The following is a 19,793-nucleotide window of genomic DNA, read 5'->3' as shown; positions in this document are numbered from 1 at the left end:
GCCGCGTTGTCGAGCGCCAACTCGGCATACATCCGTTTGAGCTTGGCGTTCTCGGACTCGAGCTCCTTGACCCGCCGCAGCTCGGACGCCTCCAAGCCGCCGTACTTGCTCTTCCACTGGTAATAGGTCGCCGTGCTGATGCCGACTTGGCGACAGATGTCTTTGACTGGAACGCCTGCGTCGGCCTGCTTCAGCGTGGCGATGATCTGTGTCTCGGTGAACTTCGATGTGCGCATGGAACCTCCTGACTTGGGAACGATGCCAGAAAGATCTACTTATGCGGTGTCTGCGGATCGGGGGAGCTTACGGTTTCGCCGAATTCAAAATAACTGTTCCAGGTTCAGTTCCACGGCAGCATGACCGTCGCCAAACCATCGCGCCCATGCCTGCGTAGATCGGCAGCGATGCTGGTAGTGAAACGACAACGGCCGCAGTACGCGGCCGTTGTCGTTAGATCAGGCAACCAGGATCGTCTTGACGAGCGTGATGGGGTCAGGTGCACTTATCAGGCGACGGCGCTCGGCTTGCGTGGCCCGTTTGGAACTGCGCCAGCGGCGCACACAGCCGCGCGAGACCCGCCAGCGTGTATTGACACGCCAGACCGCGTACTTGCAATCTAGGCCCAAGGAGCGTCGAAACTCCTCACGTAGCGGTGCCCACCCCCGTCAAACCGGTGGGTTTTTTGTGCCTGCGTCCTGCAGGTACAAGCCGACGCGATGCCTGCGTCGGGAGGGCGGCTAATACAACACCCGCAAGGGGAATATGCCCGCCGGCTACGTGCGGTTTCGAACCTCCCGACATCCCGTCGCCGTTGGTGGCGGTTCTTGGGTTGTTTCCAGGAGGGCGTTGCCATGTCTACCGCACCATCCATGCCGGCATCTGTGCCGGTTGATCTGTTGCCAGCTTCCGCTCACCGCCTGCGGTGGGATGTGGGCGAGGTGCTGCGCCAGCTCGTCGCACGCGCAGCTGTTGAGAAGGCAAGAGACCATACCGCGCATCCGCTGAGTCGCCAGCTCGGTGTATTGCCGCACACCTCGCGCCGCCTGTCGGCACGCAGAGCTGTGCCATTGCAGCAGTACGTCGCTGCAACCATCACCCGCTATCACCCGGAGGCGCCATGACACGCCGCCGCCCACCCACGGCATCTGCCAGCGCACGGCCCACCCGCACGCGTGCGCGCCTCACGCCGCCCAAGCGCGTGCAGTGGGTGGTTGTGGAACCCGACCGCACCAAGCTGCCACCGATGCTGCCGCCCGACCCGGACGCCTCCCCGCAAAGCCCCGGCACGCTACGCGCACCACGCCGCGCCCGCCGCCCGCGCCAATGCACCGTCAGCTACACGCAGTACCCCGGCGCCCACGACCACGGCGGCGACCAGCACGTGCCCCATGTCCGCCTCAGCGGCCTATGGCTGGAACAACTGGGCTTCGCCATCGGCACCAAGCTGCGCATCACCGCCAGCGAAGGGCAACTGCTGATGGAGGTGTTGCCGCCGGTGGAGGTGCCGGCCAAGGCGCGCAGCGTGCGGCGATAATGCGGCGGCTGCCATACCCCTTGCGATTGACCTCGGTGCCGGATGCCACTAGCGTCGCAGCCACACCAGCGCACAACGGACGCTTCATGATCGCGCGCGCCCTCTACGCCTTGCTCGCCACCCTGGCTCTGGGAGCTTACGCCCACGCGGCGGGCGGCGCAGCTCCGGCAACCGTCACGCAGACATCTGCCATGAATTCATCCAGTCCTACCACTGTGCCGCCTAACAAGCCCACTGCGGAAGGCTTGCTTGGTCAGCTGCTTGTGTTGATCAAGGGCAGCCAGAACATCTCCGACTTCACTCCCGAACGTCTGAATTCCACGATGGGGCAGGCGGTTCAGTTCGTGAGAGGCGCCGAACGCCGATATCGAGCCTTCGGCCCGCTCACTAAGGATTGGAGTTATGGATTTGGAGTCGATGAAACCAAGCTTGATGGCAGGTGGTTCGAATTCCGCTTCGATCGCAATGTGGCCGGTGCATCGCCTGCGATGACCGAAATCTGTCGCCTGGACTTTGACCGTTTTACCCAGCAGCTTGAGCCGATGGGATTTGCGCGTGAGCGCAACATCGTCGAAGACGGGCGCTGGATGAGTGATTTCTTTACGCGCCCAGGAATGCGAGTAGAGGTCTTTCCGCGTGGTGAGGCTGCGGAGCCGCAAGCGTTGGTAGCGCACAAATGCGTCGAATGGGTCTACATCCGATAAGCTGAGGTAGCGGACATGTCACTCAGGCCTAGAGTTGTCAGGCCTCATAAAGCAATGCATGCATAGGGCATTGGGGGTACTTGAGAGGCGTGCATGACACGATGACATTGAAAAAACTGTCAAAATTCCCCCGCAGCACCAACACTTACTGGAGAGAAGCCGTGCCCATTGCAAACGATCGAATGCGCTTTGCACTCACGGCATTGATTACCTGCCTGATCGCTGGCTGCAGCCTGCAACCGCCGCCTGCAAACGTGCCTATCGCAAAGGAGCAGAGAGAGATGAGAACGGTCGTCCCGTTGGTACGGAGTTTGACCCCACATGATCGCGGGCCTACAGAGCTGGAATTCGATGTGCCCGCACTGCCCGACGACGCGACTCCGCCCGTTTTCATCGGTGTGCGGATCACCGGTGTCGATCCAACTGCCGTCTCCCAAAGTGCTGACAGGCTGATTAGCGCTGGTGTTTCGGCCGAGCTCCACTTGGAGCGAATTGAACCATCTGGCCCGGTCTCCGTGGAATTGCAGCGTAGTCAGCGTGTGGGAGTAGGTCAGCAGGCGTCCATTCCCTTGTCAGCTGATGGTATGGCGCCTGGTCTGTTCGCTTTTGATGCGGACGGTACGACGCTGCAAGACGCCGGTTTGTCTACTGAACAGACCGCGTCCAGGGAGTTGGCGTTCGGCTATAGCAATGCTGTCCAGCCAGGCCGTTATCGGCTCAAACTGCGCTTTGATCAGAACGCTGAGGCGCTGGTTGCGGCTAATGCTCAACTTCTTGTCGCTTACACCTACAGAGGAAAGTGAGGGGAGTGAGCATGGATGATCATGAAAAGCGCTATGCAGTCACTGTCTACGTCGCTGCCGCAGGTACGCCGTTGATGGCCGGAGGCACATCCTTCGGTGGCCATATGTACTACTCGATTGACGACGGAACGACTGTCAAAAGTTATGGGTTCTCGCCCATCAAGCATGGCGAGGCTAGCGGGCCAGGAAAAGTTTCGTTCAATGACGTCGATACCTACCAAAAACCATATTACTCACGCACGATGGAGATCGATAAGGCGCAGTATGAAAAGCTGGAGGCCTTCGGCGCGGCCCCTGCCAAGCACGGGCTCAATATGGAATATCACGGTGCTAAAAACAGTTGTATCGACTTCACATGGGATGCGCTCAATCACGCTGGACTGCACCGGAAGACAAAAGATGGAGTTGATAAAGGCTTTGAGGGGGATATCAGACCCGTAGAAAACGTAGATGATATCAAGAGCATTCCTGCTCCTGTGCCTAAAAGTGAGTTGAATAAGGAGCACAACAATCCGAAGCCCAAGCAGGAACTTTGGCAGAAGGTGATTGGTGAGGCGCAGCCGCCCGGTGAGCAGGTATCTCCACTACATGAAGTAACACAGCTCGCGAGAGTGCTGCCAACAGATCCGCTGCATCACCAAGCGGAAGAAGCCGTTCGCCGCCTTGAGCAAGATCTCGGCCGCGAGTACGACGACAACAGCGCACGGCTGGCAGCAAGCAGTGCGTATTTAGCCAAAGAGAACGGGCTGTCGCGAATCGATCATGTCGTGCTGAGCGAGAACACCAAGTCCGTGCGCCAGGGCGAGAACGTCTTCGTTGTGGAAGGTGCGTTGAACGATCCCGCTCACAAGATGGCGCATATGAAGACGAGTGATGCGATTGCGCAGCCCGTCGAGCAATCCTTGGCGCAATTACAGGCCTTGGGCGAAACTCAGCGCCAACAGCAATCCCAGCAGCAGGAGCAACAACGAGAGCAGTCGATTGCGCCTCAACACCGGATGGTGTGAGGGCTAGTGAAGTAACGGTTCTGAAATAACGGTTCCAGGTTCAGTTCCACGCCAGCCTGGCCGTCGCCAAACCATCGCGCCCATGCCTGCGCGCGTAGCGGCGTAGATCGGCAGCGATGCTGTTAGTGACACGACAACGGCCGCAGTACGCGGCCGTTGTCGTTAGATCAGGCGACCAGGATCGTCTTGACGATTCCCGATTCCCGATTCCCGATTCCCGAATCCCGAATCCCGAATCCCGAATCCCAAATCCCCAAAATCAATGATCGCTGGAGCGCAAGCCATCCACATCCAGGATCAGCGCCATGCGGCCGTCGCCGATCAGGGTGGCGCCGGCGTAGCCGGGTAGGCCGCGCAGGGCGCGTGGCAGGGGCTTGATCACCACTTCCTCGCGGCCCCGGACCTGGTCCACCACCAGGCCAAATCGGGTTTCGCCGGCCTGCAGCAACACCACGGTCAGCAGCGGCGGTTGTTCGGCCGGTACGCCCAGCCAGCGGCGCAGGTCGATCAGCGGCAGGGTGTGCGAGCGGCGGTCGAGCACGGCGCGGCCGTCGAACCAGCCCAGCGAGGTCTGCGGTGCGTGCAGCACTTCGACCACGCGGGCCAATGGCAAGGCGTAGACCGCTTCGCCGGCCTGCACCAGCAGGGTCGGCAGAATCGCCAGCGTCAGCGGCACGCGGATCATGAAGCGGCTGCCACGGCCCAGTTCGGACTGGATCTGGATCTGCCCGCTGAGTTCGCGGATACGCGACTGCACCACGTCCATGCCGACGCCGCGGCCGGAGATGTCGGTGACTTCCGCCTTGGTCGAGAAGCCCGGCATGAAGATCAGATGCAAGCACTCGTCGGTGCTCAGGCGGGCGGCGGCTTCGGCGTCGATCAGGCCCTTGTTGCGGGCGATTTCGCGCAGGCGCTCGGGGTCGATGCCGGCGCCGTCGTCCTGGATTTCGATGCTGACGTAGTCGCCTTCCTGCTGCGCCGACAGGCGCACATGGCCGCTACGCGGTTTGCCGGTGGCTTCGCGCAGCGCCGGCGATTCGATGCCGTGGTCGATGGCGTTGCGCACCAGGTGCACCAACGGGTCGGCCAGGGCCTCGACCAGATTGCGGTCCAGCTCCGTTTCGGCACCGATCAGTTCCAGTTCCACTTCCTTGGACAAGGTGCGCGCGACGTCGCGGGCCACCTTGGGGAAGCGGGCGAACACCTTGCTGACCGGTTGCATGCGGGTGCGCATGACCGCGGTCTGCAGGCGTGCGGTGGCGATGTCCAGCGTGCTGACTGCGCGGTCGAGTTCTTCGTCGCGCAGGCGGGTGCGCAAGGTCTTCAAACGGTTGCGCGAGAGCACCAGTTCGCCGATCAGGTTGACGATGGCGTCCAGGCGCTTGGTGTCCACGCGCACGGTCTGTTCGGCTTCGGCGCCGGTCTTGGCCGCGCCCTTGCCGGCCGCCTTGGGGGCGGGCGCATGCGCATCGTCGCCGTGTGCGGCAGCAACCGGCTTGGCAGCGGCCGCCTGCGGCGCGGCCTTGATCGCCGGCGGGGCGCTCTTGGCGTCGAACTGCGCGATCAACGTGGCCGGCGCGTGCGGCACGGCTTCGCCCGAGCCCATGGCGTCCAGCATGGCCTGCAGATAATCCAGCGATTGTTGTGCGGCATCGAAGTGATGCGCCTGCAGCACCGCCTGGCCCGAGCGCGCCATGCCTAGGGTTTCTTCCGCGGCGTGGCACAGCTCCACCATCGGCTTGATTGCCAGGAAGCCGGCGCCGCCCTTGAGCGTGTGGAAACCGCGGAACACCGCATTGAGCTGGTCGGCTTCTTCTGGCGCCTGTTCCAGCGACACCAGCTGTTCGCCGAGGCGATCCAGGATTTCCTGGGCCTCGACGATGAAATCGGCAGCAATATCGTCTGGAACAGCACTCATGGTTACAGCCCCAATCCGGACAGCAGGTCGTCGGCATCGTCCTGCGACACCGCGTGACGGTCCAGGCCCTTGACTGCAGGACCGGCAAGACCGCCGTCGTCTTTCTTCGGTTCGATGTTCTTCGGCGGCAGGCCGAGCGCACCGAAGCCTTCGTGCACGCGCCGCACGATACCGGCCACGCGCCGGATGATCTGGCCGCTCAGGTCCTGGTAGCTCTGCGCCAGCGACAGCTCGGTCAGGTTGTGGCGCATCTTTTCCAGCAGCGCGCCCTGGTCCTGATTGAGCCCGCCGTTGCGCAGCTGGTTGGCCAGCTCGCGGCATTCTTCGACCAGATCCAGCGTGCGATGGCTGGCCTTTTCGGTCATTTCCACCACGTGGTCCAGGCGCGAGCAGGCATCGTCCAGTTCGCCGGCTTCTTCAGGGATGGTGGGCAGCTCGCCCAGCGCCTGGCCGAGTTCGCGGGCGAGCCGGCTCAGGCTCTGCATCATCGGGCGCGTGCGCAGGGCGGCGAGATGATCCACCTCGCGACGCCAGGCGACCTGGTCACCGCTTTCCAGTGCATCGAGTGCGTTCTGCAGACGCTCGATCAACGCGGCACGTTCGGCATCGGTTTCCATGGTCGCGTTCATCAGGCGGTCGCCGCCAGACGTTCGAACACCTTGCCCAGCTTTTCTTCCAGCGTCTGGGCGGTAAACGGCTTGATGATGTAGCCGTTCACGCCGCACTGGGCCGCTTCGATGATCTGCTCGCGCTTGGCTTCGGCGGTCACCATCATCACCGGCAGGTGCTTGAGCTTGGCGTCGGCGCGGATGTTGCGCAGCAGGTCGATGCCGGTCATGCCGGGCATGTTCCAGTCGGTGACCACGAAATCGAACGGGCCGGCACGCAACGCCGCCAGGGCGCTGTTGCCGTCTTCGGCCTCTGCGGTATTGGTGAAGCCGAGATCGCCCAACAGATTCTTGACGATACGTCGCATCGTCGAGAAGTCGTCCACGATCAGGATCCGCATGTTCTTGTTCACATCAAGCTCCTAACACAAAAAATTAGTCGTCAATTTCGACACCGGCATCGGCCAGTTCGAAGACTTTGAGGCGGCCACGCAAACGCACCACCGCCTGGCCGTGGATCTGGCACACGCGCGATTCGCTGACGCCCAGCACGGCGCCGATTTCCTTCAGGTTCAATTCCTGTTCGTAGTACAGCGACAGCACCAGCTGCTCGCGCTCGGGCAGCTGGCCGATGGCCTTGCCCAGCTCGCGGCCGAATTCGCCACGCTCCATCATCTGCTGCGGATTGGGGCCGCCCTTGGCGGTGGTGTCCAGCTCGCCGTGGTCTTCGATGCGCGATTCCAAGCTCAGCACCTGGCCACGTGCGGCATCTTCCATCAGGCGCAGGTAATCGGGCAGCGGCATTTCCATGGCGGCGGCCACTTCGGTGGCGGCGGCGGCGCGGCCGGTGTTCTGTTCGATCTTGCGCACGGCGGCGGCGGCATCGCGGGCGCGGCGGTGCACCGAACGCGGCACCCAGTCGCCCCTGCGAATCTCGTCGATCATCGAGCCGCGGATGCGGATCGAGGCATAGGTTTCGAACGACGCGCCCTGTTCGGAGTCGTAGCTGCGCGAGGCTTCGATCAGGCCGATCATGCCGGCCTGGATCAGGTCGTCCACTTCCACGCTGGCCGGCAGACGCGCTGCCAGATGGTGGGCGATGCGGCGGACCAGGTCGGCGTGCTGGGTCACCACGTCGTTGGCGTTGTTGCGCTGCACGGCGCGGTACTGGGCGCTGGCCGTGGTTGCGGTAGCGGTGCTCATGCGGCCACTCCCCGTTGGATGATGCGTTCGACAAAGAACTCGACGTTGCCGCGCGGCACGGTCGGGGCCTGCCAGCGCGAGGTACGGCGTGCGATTTCTGCGATGGCCTGCGCCGACGGACTGGCGGGGTAGGCCTTGATGACCGGTTGCTGGCGCTGCACCGACAGGCGCAGCCAGTCGTCCTGCGGCACATGGCCGAGATAGTTCAGCGAAACATCGCCCAGGAACTTTTCGCACACGCGCGAGAGCTTGTCGTACAGCAGGCGACCTTCGTTGGGGTCGCGCACCATGTTGGCGATGATCTGCAGGCGGTCCACGCCGCGTTCGCGCGAGAGCACCTTGATCAGCGCGTAGGCGTCGGTGATCGAGGCCGGCTCGTCGCAGACCACCACCACGGTGTCCTGGGCGGCCTGGCAGAAGGTCAGCACGCTGTCGGTGATGCCGGCGGCGGTGTCGATGACCATCACGTCCAGGTCGCGTTCCAGTTCGGAGAACACGTTGACCAGGCCGATGTGCTGGGCCGGGGCCAGTTCGGCCATGTGGCGGCGACCGGAGGCGGCCGGCACCACCAGCACGCCGCCGGGGCCTTCGATGATGACTTCATCGAGCGTGCAACGGCCGGCGATCAGGTCGGCCAGGGTGTACTTGGGCGCCAGCCCCAGGACCACGTCCAGGTTGGCCAGGCCGAGGTCGGCGTCCAGCAGCAGCGTGCGTTTGCCCATGTCGGCAAGCGCCACGGCCAGGTTGGCGGAGATGTTGGTTTTCCCCACGCCACCCTTGCCACCGGTCACGGCAATGGTGCGCACCGGGCCCAAAGGCTCGGGACGGGTCGCCGACAGGGGGAAGGCGTTGGTCAGCTTGGCGTATTCACGCGACTGCATGGTTGTGCTCCGGAGTACAGGGCTTATCGGCAGCGCGCCGCAAATCTTCAAGGCGAAGAACGAGACTGGCGGCATTGGCGCGGTGCAGGTCGTCAGGGACCCGCTGTCCGTCAGTCACCCAGGTGATGGGCATTTGGTGATCGACCACCACCGACAAGGCGCTGCCGAAGCGGCCGGTCTCGTCGAGTTTGGTCAGCACCACGCATTGGGGTTTGGCGTGGGCGAAGCGGCGTACGACCTCGTCGAGGTCGGAAAAATGGGCGTTGGCGGGCAACACCAGCAGCGAGGTGACCTGCTGGGCGGCGCGCAGCCAGTTCAGCTGGGCGGCCAGGGCGCGGTCGCGCTGGCCCATGCCGGCGGTGTCGATCAGCACCAGCTTGTAGTCGCGCAGGCGCTCGAGCAGGTCCAGCAGACTTTCGGCGCTGTCGGCCTCGTGCACCGCGATGCCGAGCTGGCGGCCGTAGCTGTGCAGCTGTTCGCGGCCACCCACGCGCTGGGTGTCGGTGGTGACCAGGGCCACGTCGCGCGGGGCGTGCTGGGCGGCGAAGCGCTGGGCAAGCTTGGCGATGGTGGTGGTCTTGCCGGCGCCGGTCGGCCCGACCAGGGCGATCACGCCGCCACGTTCCAACGGGTCGACCGGGGCCACCGGCAGACGCTTGGACAGCAGGCCCAGCATCAGGCCGCGGCCACGGTGCAATTCGGTATCGGCCGGGATCTGCAGGGCGATATCGCGGGTCAGGCCGGCGTCGAAACCGTAGTCGTCCATCAGTTCCAGCGCCTGGGCGCGCACCGGCGAGCCACGCAGGCGCTCGTCGGTGAGGCGGTTCATCTCGCGCTCGATCATCTGCCGCATCAGCGCCAGTTCGCCGCGCAGCTGCTTGAGTTCTTCGTCGTTCTGCGGCGCGGGCGTGGCGGCAACCGGCACGGCGGCCAGGGCCGGCGGGGCGGGCGGGGCGACCACGATCGGCGGCAGCGCGGCCGGCGGCAGGATCTGCGGCAGGGCATCGTCCAGATCGAAGTCGGCTTCATCGGCGAAGGCGTCGTCGTCCTGGCCTGCGGTAGCGAAGGCCGGGGCGGTGGCCATTGCCGCCGCGACCGGCGCGGGTGCCTGCACCGCCGTGGCCGGGACGGCCGGGCGCTGCACCGGGGCAGTCGTCAAAAAGTCGGCGAACAACTGTTCCGGCACGGCCGACAGCGCGTGTTCCTGGCGCGGCGCAGCGGTGACGGCAACCGCGTGGGCGAGTGCCTGGGCAGCGGGCGAAGGAATGCTGGCGGTGCGCACCGGAGCGGCGACCGGCGCCTGGCGCGGCACGCTGACCGGCTGGCGCAGCGCCATGGCGGCGATCATGTCGTCGGCGGCGCTGGCCACGCGCTGGCGCTGGCTGGCCTCGGCGTCGGCAGACGGCTTGAGCAGCGCGTGCACCGGTGCAGCGGGCTTGGCCGGGACTTGCGGGGCCGGCGCCTGCTGCGCGGGAGCCTGCTGGTGCTGTGCGGAGGCCGGGGTGTCCGAGCGCGCGGTTTCCAGGGCGCGCTGCACGAGCTCTTCGTCGTAATTGCTGGCAGCGACGATCTCGATGCCTTCGGCGGTGCGACGGTTGGACAGGATCACCGCGTCCGGGCCGTGTTCTTCACGCACCATGCGGAATGCGGTGCGCATGTCCGGGGCGACAAAGCGTTTGATTTTCATGCGAAGTGCCTCCAGGAACGGGACCCGCCGGACGCCGGACGGGTGTGCGATGAATGTGGGTGTGTTGCCAGCGTCATGAGTTGCCTGTCCCGTTCGTTCGTCCAGTTCCGCAGCGGTGGTGCTGGCTGTGGTCTCGGCAGAGCTAATGCATGCGGTGTGCCAAAACGCGGTGCCGGGGTTCCGGCGCGTGGAGCTGGAGCATTGGGGCAGGGTGGGCGCTGTGCGTGTGATCCGGTCCGAAGGTTTCAAGTCGATGGATTGATTGACGTTTTTCCGGAAGGGCCAGGCGCAGACGCCTTCGGGCGGGCTGATGCGCTCGCAGGCCGGAGGCCGAGCCGGGCGCACCTGGAACGCCCCGAAGCGGCCGGCGCCACGCAATCGATTGGAGGTCCGGGCCGGTGGCGGCTTTCCGACGCCGGCTAGGGTCGTCGGTTGCCGGCAGGTACCCATTGCTGACCGGCATGCGGCCGGGCGCGGGAATCGCTTGGTAGGAGCGCACCTGGGCGCGATAGGCCGTTTCGGTAACGCCGGTCGCGCCCAGGTGCGCTCCTACGGGGGTGTCGCGTGGGCGGCATTGCCTTCAATGTCGTAGGAGCGCACCCGGGCGCGACGGGCGGCCCCGACAAAACCGGCACGCGACGGGTGCGTGGTTGCCGGGGCGGTCTCAGCTGATCGTGCCCACCAGCTTCAGGCGCTTGTCTTCCGGGACTTCGCTATAGGCCAGCACCGACAGGCTGGGCACGCTGTGGCGGACCAGGCGGGCAAGTGCGGCGCGCACCTGCCCGGGGACCAGCACCACCGCCGGTTCGTTGCGGGCTTCCTGCTTGCCCACGCAATCGGCCAGGCTTTGGTGCAGGCGTTCGGCCAGCCCGGGCTCCAGCGCCACGCCGTTGCCGTGGGTGGATTCCTGCAGGACGCGCTCCAGCTGCGGGGCCAGGGTGAACACCGGCAGCTCGGCCGACATGCCGGCGATTTCCTGCACGATGAAGCGGCCCAGCGAGGTACGCACGGCGGCGGTGAGGGTGGCCGGGTCCTGGCTATGCGGGGCGTGTTCGACCAGCGCTTCGACGATCTTGCGCAACTGCCGCACCGGGATCTTCTCGATCAGCAGGTTCTGCAGCACGCGCACCACTACCGACAGCGGCAGCGCCTTCGGGGTGAGGTCTTCGACCATCTTTGGTGCGGTCTTGGCCAGGGTCGCCAGCAACTGCTGAACCTCCTCGTGGCCGAGCAGTTCGGGGGCATGTTCGCGGATCAGGTGCGACAGGTGGGTGGCGACCACGGTCGCCGGGTCGACCACGGTGTAGCCCATCGATTCGGCATAGGCGCGCTGGTGCGGCTGGATCCAGGTGGCGTCCAGGCCGAATGCCGGGTCCTTGCCGGGGATGCCGTCGAGCTGGCCGAGCGCACCGCCCGGGTCCAGCGCCAGTTCGCGGTCGGAATAGATTTCTGCGGTGGCCACCGGCACGCCATGCACCAGTAGCCGGTAGGCATTGGCCGACAGTTCCAGGTTGTCGCGGATATGCACCGGCGGCACCAGGAAACCGATGTCCTGGGTGAGCTTGCGGCGCACGCCCTTGATGCGCGCCATCAGCTCGCCGCCCTGGTTCTTGTCCACCAGCGGGATCAGCCGGTAGCCCACTTCCAGGCCCAGCGGGTCGATCGGGCGCAGTTCGTCCCAGCTCAGTTCGGCGCTGGCCTGGGCGGCGGTCGCAGCGGCGGCCGCCTGCGGATCGGCCGCCGGATCGCCGGACGCCGGTTTTGCCAAGCTGCGCTTGTACAGCTTCCAGGCGATCACGCCCAGGACCAGGCCCAGCGTCAAAAACGCGACGTTCGGCATGCCCGGCACCAGGCCGACCAGCCCGAGGATGGCCGCAGCCACCGCCAAGGCGCGGTGCTGGCCGAACACCTGGCTGACCATGGCCCCGCGCATGTCCTGCGCACGCGAGGCGCGGGTCACCAGCAAGGCGACCGACGAGGAGACCAGCAGGGCCGGCAGCTGCGCCACCAGGCCGTCGCCGATCGACAGCAGGGTATAGGTGGAGGCGGCATCCATGAAGCTCATGCCGTGCTGGAGCATGCCCACCGCCATGCCGCCGATGAGGTTGATGAACAGGATCAGGATGGCGGCGATGGCGTCGCCGCGGATGAACTTGTTGGCGCCGTCCATCGCACCGTAGAAGTCGGCTTCCTCGCGCACTTCCTCGCGGCGGGCCTTGGCCTCCTCGCGCGTCAGCAAACCGGCGTTGAGGTCGGCGTCGATGGCCATCTGCTTGCCGGGCATGGCGTCCAGGATGAAGCGCGCGGTCACTTCCGACACGCGTCCGGCACCCTTGGTGATGACCACGAAGTTGATGATGGTCAGGATCGCGAAGACCACGATACCCACGGCGTAATTGCCGCCGATCACGAACTGGCCGAAGGCCTCGATGACCTTGCCGGCGGCGGCGTGGCCGTCCTGGCCGTTGATCAGGATCACGCGGCTGGAGGCGACGTTCAGCGCCAGCCGCAGCATCGTGGTCATCAACAGCACGATCGGGAAAATGGTGAATTCCAGCGGGCGCTGCACGTACACCACCGCCAGCAGCACCATCAGCGAGATGGCGATGTTGAAGGTGAACAGCGCATCCAGCACCGGCGCGGCCAGCGGCACCATCAGCATGGCCAGCATGGCCATCAACGCCAGCGGGGCGCCCAGGCCGTTGCGCAGCAACTCCATGACGCGGCGGGCATTCATCGGCGCGGGGCGGGCGCTCATGCGCTGGTTCCCTTGCCGAACTCGTCCACCTCAAGCGACGGCAGTTCCGGCATCGGGCCGCCGTTCCAGCCACGCAGCTGGTAGACGTAGGAGAGCACCTGGGCCACGACCGAATAGAGTCTCACGGGAATTTCCTTGCCGATTTGCGCTTCCCTATACAAGGCGCGTGCCAAAGGCGGCGCGGTGACGATCGCCACCCGGTGCTGTTCGCCGGCTTCGCGGATGCGGAAGGCCATTTCGTCCACCCCCTTGGCCACCACGATCGGGGCGCGCATCTTGCCGCCTTCGTACTTGAGCGCCACCGCGTAGTGGGTCGGGTTCATCAGCACCACGTCGGCCTTGGGCACCGCTTCCATCATCTGGCGCTGCGACATCTGCATCTGCATCTGGCGGATGCGGCCCTTCACTTCCGGGCTGCCCTCGCTTTCCTTCATCTCGCGCTTGATCTCTTCGCGCGTCATCTTCAGCTTCCGCAGCCAGTTCCACTTCTGGTAGGGCGCGTCGATGGCGGCCAGCAGCACCAGCGCGCCGGCGGTGTAGAACAGCAGGCTCTTGGTGAAGTCCAGCCCGTTGCCGATGGCCTGTTCCAGCGGCTGGTTCACCAGCGAGCGCAGGCCGTGCAGGCCCCTGGAAATGCAGAAGCTGGCGGCCAGCCCGACAAACAGCAGGCGCAGCACCGACTTGATCAGCTCGGCCAGGCTATTGCTGCCCCACATGCGCTTGATCCCGTTGGCGGGGTTGAGCTTGGTGAGGTCGGGCATGATCGCTTTGCCGGAGAAGCGCAGGCCGCTCATCATCAGCGGGCCAGCCAGCCCGGCAGCCAGGCAGATGCCGATCAGCGGCAGCATCACCCACAGCAACTGCAAAAGCAGATCGCCGAAATGGCCGAACAGCGCCATCGGGTTCTCGCGCATCTTCGGGTCCGGGCTGAGCGCGGTCTTCATCCACACCGCAGCGCCATCGCCGATGCCGCGGGCCAGCACCATCAGCGCGAACACGCCGGCACCGAACACCGCCGCGGTCGACAACTCGCGCGACTGCGGGATGTTGCCCTGCTCACGGGCCTCGCGCAGGCGTTTTTCGGTGGGAAGCTCTGTACGCTCGCCGCCGTCTTCGGACTCGGACATGGAGGTGCCGGTGGGGGATCAGCCCAATCGATGCAAGCGGCGTTCCAGTTTGTGGAGCTGGGAATCGGGATTGGGCATGGGGGAATCGGAACAGCGGGGGCCGCGGTGAACCGGTGGCGCGAAGTCGGGGCGGCAGTGAGCGGCTCAGCTGGCCAGGCGGCGCGGGCCGTCGCGCTGGGCGACCACGGTGGCGATGAAGCGTTCGGCGTCCATCGGGCGGCCCAGCAGATAGCCTTGCAGCTGGTCGCAGCCCAGCCGTTCCAGGGTGTTGCGCTGGGCGAGGGTTTCCACGCCTTCGGCCACCACTTGCAGGCGCATGGTGTGCGCCAGCGCGACCACGGCCGCCACGATGGCGATGTCTTCGGCGCTGCCATCCATGGCCTGGACGAAACTGCGGTCGATCTTGAGCTCGTGCGCCGGCAGCTTGCGCAGGTAGAGCAGGTTGGAATAGCCGGTGCCGAAGTCGTCGATGGCGATGCGCACGCCCAGCGCATTGAGCTGGCCCAGGGTGCGCAGGCAGGCCTCGGCGTCGCGCATGGCCATGGTTTCGGTGATTTCCAGGGTGAGCTGGCCAGGGGCCAGCGCATATTCGTTCAGCGTGGTGGCCACTTCGTCCAGCAGGCTGGGCGAGGCGAGCTGGAGGGCCGACAGGTTGACCGCCACCCGCCAGTCGCCGTGCCCGGCCTGCCGCCAGTCGCGCATCTGGCGGCAAGCCTGCCGCAGCACCCAGCTGCCGAGCAGGCCGATCATGCCGCTGCGTTCGGCCAGCGGAATGAAGCTGTCCGGCGGCACCAGGCCGCGTTCCGGGTGCTGCCAGCGGATCAGCGCTTCGGCGCCGATCGGGCGGCCGTCCTCGGCGCAGTACTTGGGCTGGTAATGCAGCACGAACTGTCCCAGTTCCAGCGCGCGCGGCAGTTCCTGCAGCAGCTGCAGGCGGTCGCGGGTGGTGGCCGTCATCGAGCGTTCGAAAAAGCTGTAGCGGTTGCGGCCGGCATGTTTGGCATGGGTCATTGCCGCATCCGCATGCGTCAGCAGCTGGTGCTCGCTACCGGCGTCTTCCGGGTACAGCGCAATGCCAATGCTGCTGCTCAGACGCAGCTCGTGGTTGGCAACCAGGAACGGTACCGCCAGCGCCTGCACCAGATGCGCGGCCAGCGCAGCGGCATCTTCCGGGTCTGCGATGTCGGCCACCAGCACGAATTCGTCTGCGCCCAGCCGCGCCAGGCTGCCATGCGCGCGCCGGTGTGCGTTCAAACGCTCGGCCACCACCACCAGCAGGCGGTCGCCCAACGCATGACCATAACCGTCGTTGATCACCTTGAAGCCGTCCAGGTTGACCAGCATGACCGCGAAGCGCTGCCCCTGGCGCTGGGCGCGTTCGATGTTCTGCACGAGATGCTCGTGCAGCAGGATGCGGTTCGGCAGCCGGGTGAGTGGGTCGTGCAGCGTCGCCAGTGCCAGTTCGGCATTGGCCTTGGCCAGCGATTGCGCCAGTACATCGGTGCGCTGCTGAAAGCGGCGCGACAGCAACGAAATGACCAGCGCCAGCATCAGCAGGACCAAGGTCACCAGCACCACCACCGCCGTCAGCCACGACAACGGTAGATGCGTCTCGGCAATCGCGCCGCACACGCTACCGGGCGCGAACCGGGCGGCGGCCATGCCGGTGTAATGCATGCCCACGATCGCCACGCCCATGATCGAGGCGGCGATCAGGCGCAGGCTGGAGCGTTGCCCAGCGTGGCGCAGCCGGAACGCGATCCACAACGCGGCGCCGGAGGCGCCGACGGCGATGGCGATCGACAGCCCGAACAGCAGCGGGTCGTAGCGAATGGCCGGCACCATGCGCAGCGCATCCATGCCCATGTAATGCATCAGCGCGATGCCAAGCCCCATCAACAGCGCACCCAGGCCCAACCGGAGCAACGGCAGGTTCGCGCGCGAGGTTAGCCAGAGCGCCAGCGCCGAGGTCAGGATCGCCGCCAGCATCGAATAACACGTCAGCGCCAGGTCGTAGCCCACCGGAATCGGCAGGCGGAACGCCAGCATGCCGACGAAGTGCATCGACCAGATGCCGATGCCCATGGCAATGGCGCCGCCCATCAGCCAAGCGGCCGCGATGCCGCCGCCACGGGCAGTGGTGCGTGCGGCCAGATACAGCGCGGTGTAGGAAGCCAGCACGGCCACCACCAGCGACAGCATCACCATGCCAGGGTTGTAGGTTCCGACCACCTATCCAGTTCCTACGTCGAAAGACGCGTTGCCCAAGACCTAGCGACCCCTTGCGCGACTTCTTGAGCGCGGGGAAGCGGCCAATGCCATCAACCCCGCGTTGCCGCCAAAGACGGCACGCTTCAAGGTCCTGCGGCCGCCCGCGTACGCAGCCGGCGTACGCAATCACGGCATGTTCGCCCACATCGACTGCCGACGCGCCGTGGCTTGCCAATGGGACGCGTGCGCTTCCTCCCTGCGCGCGCCGGCATGGCCTGGCCGCCGGCGCGACTCATGCCACCGAACTTTCCGGTTCCTCCGGTTCGATGCGGTTACGGCCCGAGCGCTTGGCCCGATACAGCGCCTCGTCCGCACGCGCCAGCAGCGAGGCGGCGGTGTCGCCGACGCGGAACCAGGACACGCCCACCGAACAGGTCACCTGCAGCGGGCGTGCGGCACCCGCCTCGTACGGAGCAAGGCTGAGCGCTTCGTGGATGGCGCGCAGCCGGTGCTGGCTCTGTTGGCTCATGCCTGGCAGCAACAGCAGCAATTCTTCGCCGCCGTAGCGGCCCACCTTGTCCGAATCGCGCAGGCAGGCCGTCAGCCGCGCGCCCACCTTGGCCAGCACCGCATCGCCGACCAGGTGCCCATGTTCGTCGTTGACCTGTTTGAAGTGGTCCAGATCGATCAACACCACCGCCAGCGGATGCTCGCCGTGCGCGCAGCCCTGCAGTTCTTCGGCCATCGCTTCCAGGATGCCGGAGCGATTGAGCAGGCCGGTCAGCGCGTCGTGGCTGGCCTTCAAGGCCAGCGCCGCACGCGCGTTTTCCAGTTCGCGTTTTTCGCGCTCCAGTTGGTAAGTGCGCTCGGATACCAATTCGGCCAGCATGCGTTCGCGCGCCACCAGATGGCGGTGCCGCCAGCGCCACAGGCCGATCAGCAGGCCGCCGCCGATCAACACATACAGCGCGATCGCCGGCGGGCTGCGCCACCACAGTGGCGCGACCGCGAAGGGCAGGTCGACGATCGGCGAAGCGGTGCGACGGTAGCGGTCCAGCACCTGTACCTGCAGACGGAAATGCCCGGAGGGCAGCGGTGGCTGGTCGATGGACAGGTTGTCGCTCTGGATCCACTGGTCGTGCAGGCCGAGCAGGCGATAACGCACCGTCAGGCGGGTGGGGTCGTCGTAGACCTCCATCGTCGACAGCTCGATGTGCAAGGGCTTGTCGCTCCAGCCCAGCAGCTGCCCACGCTGCACCGGCATGCCGCCGCGGCTGACGCTGTCGATGCGCACGCTGGGCTGGCGTTCGTCGAACAGGCGCGCCGGGTCGCTCACGTGGCTCACGCCGCGTGCGGTGCCGATCCACACCGAACCATCCGGATCTTCGGCAAACGCAGCCTCGGAAACGTCATCCCAGATCAGCCCCTGCGACTGCGACAGATGCGCCCAGCGCTCGCCGTCGTAGACCTCGACGCCGCGTGCATGGCCGACCCAGACCCGGCCGACGCTGTCGCCGCGCAGCAGGTACACGCCGACATCGCGCAGCGCCTCGTCGCTGATTTCCTGCAGATCCAGGCCGTCGTGCAGCAACATGCCGTGCCACAGGCCGGGGCGATAGAACGCCAGCCACACCTCACCGCTGTCGCTGATGTGGAACTTGGCGATCCATGGCTCCGGCGTGCCGCCGTTGACCTTGACCTTGACCTTGGACCACTGCCCATCGCGCAGCCGGAACAAGCCGTTGGAGCTGGAAATCCACAGCGTGCCGTCGGCGGTTTGCTGGATGTCGGTGTAGGCGATGGCAGGCACGTCGGCCACCTCCTGCAGGCTGCCGCCGTCGAGCGGGTGTTCGATCACGAACAAGCCGCCGGCGCTGAGCATCCACAGCCGGCCCTGGCGGTCGATCAGCAGGCGACGCGCAGTGCGCGGCAGCTTGGCGATCTGCGCGCCGTGCCCGTCCGGCCAGGTACGGCGCAGGAGACCTGCCGAATTCAGCGTCCACAGGCTGCCGTCCTGGCTGCGCTGCATGCCCACCACCTGAATGCCCGCGTTGTGCAGGGCGGGGACGAAGCGCTCATCCGGTTCGGCCTGGCGGCCGATGCCGTGCTCGTTGCCGACCAGCAGCGCGCCTTGCGCGTCGCGGGCGATCGACCAGGTCGGCGCGGCCGGCATGCCTTGCGAGGCGTCCCAGTTTTCGATCCATTCGTAGCCGGCCCAGCGCACCAGCCCTTCGCCGTCCACGGTCATCCAGATATCGCCATCGCGGTCCACCAAGATCGCATCGCTGCTGCCGGGCGGTAGTCCATTGTCTGCGCCGAACGTGCGCCAGTGGCCATTTTCCCAACGCGCCAGGCCGTCGTTACGACGCACCAGCACGCGTCCTTCGCGGTCCATCACCAGCGATGCCGGCCGCCCGACCGTGCTGCCATCCAGCAGCGGCAGCGAGCGAACACTGAAGGCGGTCGTCCCGCGCGCGCGATAGAGCACGGTGCCCGCACCGCGCACCCACAGCCCGCCATCGTGGTCGCGCAACACGCTGTACCACCGGTCGTCCGGCACTCCGTGTTCGGGCCCGAACACCTGCACCTTGCGCTGCGCATCGATGGCGCACAGCTTGCGGGCGCAGCCCACCCACAGCGTGTCGCCGTCCACCGACAGGCTCAGCGACTTGGACAACTCGGGAATGCGTACCCGGGTTGCCGTGTCCAGCAACGGTTCGCTGTGCCAGCGATCGTTGGCGCGGCCCTGGAGGATTTCCAGCGTGCCGCCATTGGCCAGCACCGTGCCCCAGGACAGGCTGGCGAGCTGCATCTGCTCCCCCAGGTGCTCGGCTTCATCCGGCCGCAGTTTGCGGAAGCCGTGCTCGTCGCCGACGAACAAGGCCTGGAAGCCGGCCACCCATAACCGCCCATCGGCGGTTTCGGCGATCGAGGTGGTGGGCTCGTTGCGCAGGCCATCCAGCGGGACCTGTTGGAAGATGCGCCCGTTGTAGCGATACAGCCCGCTCTCGGTGCACACCCACAGCAAGGTGGCGCGGGTCTGCAGCAGGCAGGTGCCGGCAAGACCGAGCAGGCCCTGGTCGTGGGCATAGCGGCGGATGCTGGCGCTTTGCGCACCGGCCAGATCGGCCAACGACAGCAACGCCAACAGCAACACCATGGCAAACGGTGCACGCCGGCGCGACGACCTCCATTGGCGGTGCTCAAACCCCACGGACGTTGCAGTCTCCCACGCATCGGCAATGCGGTCCGCGCCCCTCGCGCGGTGTCTCAGGCTTGCCTCGGCAACCCCCCATCGCAGGCTGCATTGGAACAACTAGCGGCGGCCGACGCGTATTTCTTTAATGCTTCA

At 65.9% G+C, this 19,793-nt stretch carries 16 protein-coding genes; 5 read left to right on the top strand and 11 right to left on the bottom strand.

Annotation, left to right across the window (positions count from 1 at the left end):
• Positions 1-236 (bottom strand): transposase (locus F7R02_RS03385; protein ID WP_151210044.1); only part of this gene is annotated, 236 nt, incomplete at its 3' end.
• Positions 237-851: 615 nt separating this feature from the next.
• Here F7R02_RS03385 and F7R02_RS26845 point away from each other — a divergent pair.
• The 5 genes from F7R02_RS26845 to F7R02_RS03355 all read left to right on the top strand — a co-directional run bounded on the left by F7R02_RS26845 (position 852) and on the right by F7R02_RS03355 (position 4,048).
• Complete coding sequence (locus tag F7R02_RS26845) at positions 852-1,121, top strand: hypothetical protein (RefSeq protein ID WP_139370917.1); 270 nt, start codon at positions 852-854, stop codon at positions 1,119-1,121.
• Positions 1,118-1,534: a SymE family type I addiction module toxin gene (locus F7R02_RS03370; protein ID WP_078589745.1), complete on the top strand. Its 417-nt coding sequence runs from the start codon at positions 1,118-1,120 to the stop codon at positions 1,532-1,534. The genes F7R02_RS26845 and F7R02_RS03370 overlap by 4 nt, the downstream gene beginning before the upstream one ends.
• Positions 1,535-1,620: 86 nt before the next feature.
• Positions 1,621-2,238, top strand: coding sequence for a hypothetical protein (locus tag F7R02_RS03365; RefSeq protein ID WP_078589744.1), 618 nt, complete (start codon positions 1,621-1,623; stop codon positions 2,236-2,238).
• Between the two features lie 101 nt (positions 2,239-2,339).
• On the top strand, positions 2,340-3,041 hold the full coding sequence (locus F7R02_RS03360; protein WP_235857305.1) for a hypothetical protein: 702 nt from the start codon (positions 2,340-2,342) through the stop codon (positions 3,039-3,041).
• A gap of 104 nt (positions 3,042-3,145) precedes the next feature.
• Complete coding sequence (locus tag F7R02_RS03355) at positions 3,146-4,048, top strand: XVIPCD domain-containing protein (protein ID WP_167520955.1); 903 nt, start codon at positions 3,146-3,148, stop codon at positions 4,046-4,048.
• A 259-nt stretch (positions 4,049-4,307) separates the two neighbouring features.
• On the opposite strand, the gene F7R02_RS03345 is transcribed toward F7R02_RS03355, so the two are convergent.
• The 10 genes from F7R02_RS03345 to F7R02_RS03300 form a co-directional block, all read right to left on the bottom strand.
• Entirely contained in the window at positions 4,308-5,966 is a 1,659-nt protein-coding gene (locus F7R02_RS03345) for a chemotaxis protein CheA (protein ID WP_011051239.1), read from the bottom strand.
• 2 nt (positions 5,967-5,968) lie between these two features.
• Positions 5,969-6,595 carry a protein phosphatase CheZ gene (locus F7R02_RS03340; RefSeq protein ID WP_005918195.1) on the bottom strand — a complete coding sequence of 209 codons (627 nt, stop codon included), beginning with the start codon at positions 6,593-6,595 and terminating at the stop codon, positions 5,969-5,971.
• A complete protein-coding gene (gene cheY / locus F7R02_RS03335; protein WP_002813536.1) occupies positions 6,595-6,987 on the bottom strand; it encodes a chemotaxis response regulator CheY in 393 nt (130 codons plus the stop codon). The genes F7R02_RS03340 and cheY overlap by 1 nt, the downstream gene beginning before the upstream one ends.
• A gap of 22 nt (positions 6,988-7,009) precedes the next feature.
• Positions 7,010-7,777, bottom strand: a complete 768-nt coding sequence (locus F7R02_RS03330) for an RNA polymerase sigma factor FliA (protein WP_005918198.1) — start codon at positions 7,775-7,777, stop codon at positions 7,010-7,012.
• A complete protein-coding gene (locus F7R02_RS03325; protein ID WP_005918202.1) occupies positions 7,774-8,658 on the bottom strand; it encodes a MinD/ParA family protein in 885 nt (294 codons plus the stop codon). The genes F7R02_RS03330 and F7R02_RS03325 overlap by 4 nt, the downstream gene beginning before the upstream one ends.
• Entirely contained in the window at positions 8,645-10,345 is a 1,701-nt protein-coding gene (flhF, locus tag F7R02_RS03320; protein WP_151210046.1) for a flagellar biosynthesis GTPase FlhF, read from the bottom strand. Before flhF ends, F7R02_RS03325 begins: the two co-directional genes overlap by 14 nt.
• 664 nt (positions 10,346-11,009) lie before the next feature.
• Positions 11,010-13,082, bottom strand: a complete 2,073-nt coding sequence (flhA, locus tag F7R02_RS03315; protein ID WP_029828960.1) for a flagellar biosynthesis protein FlhA — start codon at positions 13,080-13,082, stop codon at positions 11,010-11,012.
• 17 nt (positions 13,083-13,099) lie between these two features.
• Positions 13,100-14,230 (bottom strand): flagellar biosynthesis protein FlhB, encoded by a 1,131-nt coding sequence (gene flhB, locus F7R02_RS03310; protein ID WP_078517093.1) that lies wholly within the window; start codon positions 14,228-14,230, stop codon positions 13,100-13,102.
• Between the two features lie 144 nt (positions 14,231-14,374).
• Complete coding sequence (locus F7R02_RS03305) at positions 14,375-16,462, bottom strand: putative bifunctional diguanylate cyclase/phosphodiesterase (RefSeq protein ID WP_078590988.1); 2,088 nt, start codon at positions 16,460-16,462, stop codon at positions 14,375-14,377.
• 271 nt (positions 16,463-16,733) lie between these two features.
• The gene (locus tag F7R02_RS03300; RefSeq protein WP_078590987.1) at positions 16,734-19,655 is read right to left on the bottom strand and encodes a diguanylate cyclase domain-containing protein; all 2,922 of its coding nucleotides are present in this window, start codon (positions 19,653-19,655) and stop codon (positions 16,734-16,736) included.
• Between the last annotated feature and the right edge of the window lie 138 nt (positions 19,656-19,793).

Source organism: Xanthomonas cissicola, from assembly GCF_008801575.1.
In the GTDB taxonomy this organism is placed as follows: Bacteria; Pseudomonadota; Gammaproteobacteria; order Xanthomonadales; family Xanthomonadaceae; genus Xanthomonas; species Xanthomonas cissicola.
The sequence above is the reverse complement of the archived record's forward strand: the minus strand, read 5'-3'. Positions and strand labels throughout refer to the sequence as shown.

Bases quoted from the DNA above. Each gene is read 5' to 3' on its own strand.
- F7R02_RS03345 (WP_011051239.1), bottom strand. From the start codon at position 5,966: ATGAGTGCTGTTCCAGACGATATTGCTGCCGATTTCATCGTCGAGGCC.
- F7R02_RS03330 (WP_005918198.1), bottom strand. From the start codon at position 7,777: ATGAGCACCGCTACCGCAACCACGGCCAGCGCCCAGTACCGCGCCGTG.
- F7R02_RS03365 (WP_078589744.1), top strand. From the start codon at position 1,621: ATGATCGCGCGCGCCCTCTACGCCTTGCTCGCCACCCTGGCTCTGGGA.
- F7R02_RS03360 (WP_235857305.1), top strand. From the start codon at position 2,340: ATGACATTGAAAAAACTGTCAAAATTCCCCCGCAGCACCAACACTTAC.
- F7R02_RS26845 (WP_139370917.1), top strand. From the start codon at position 852: ATGTCTACCGCACCATCCATGCCGGCATCTGTGCCGGTTGATCTGTTG.
- F7R02_RS03325 (WP_005918202.1), bottom strand. From the start codon at position 8,658: ATGCAGTCGCGTGAATACGCCAAGCTGACCAACGCCTTCCCCCTGTCG.
- F7R02_RS03370 (WP_078589745.1), top strand. From the start codon at position 1,118: ATGACACGCCGCCGCCCACCCACGGCATCTGCCAGCGCACGGCCCACC.
- flhB (WP_078517093.1), bottom strand. From the start codon at position 14,230: ATGTCCGAGTCCGAAGACGGCGGCGAGCGTACAGAGCTTCCCACCGAA.
- F7R02_RS03355 (WP_167520955.1), top strand. From the start codon at position 3,146: ATGTACTACTCGATTGACGACGGAACGACTGTCAAAAGTTATGGGTTC.
- flhF (WP_151210046.1), bottom strand. From the start codon at position 10,345: ATGAAAATCAAACGCTTTGTCGCCCCGGACATGCGCACCGCATTCCGC.
- F7R02_RS03340 (WP_005918195.1), bottom strand. From the start codon at position 6,595: ATGAACGCGACCATGGAAACCGATGCCGAACGTGCCGCGTTGATCGAG.
- flhA (WP_029828960.1), bottom strand. From the start codon at position 13,082: ATGAATGCCCGCCGCGTCATGGAGTTGCTGCGCAACGGCCTGGGCGCC.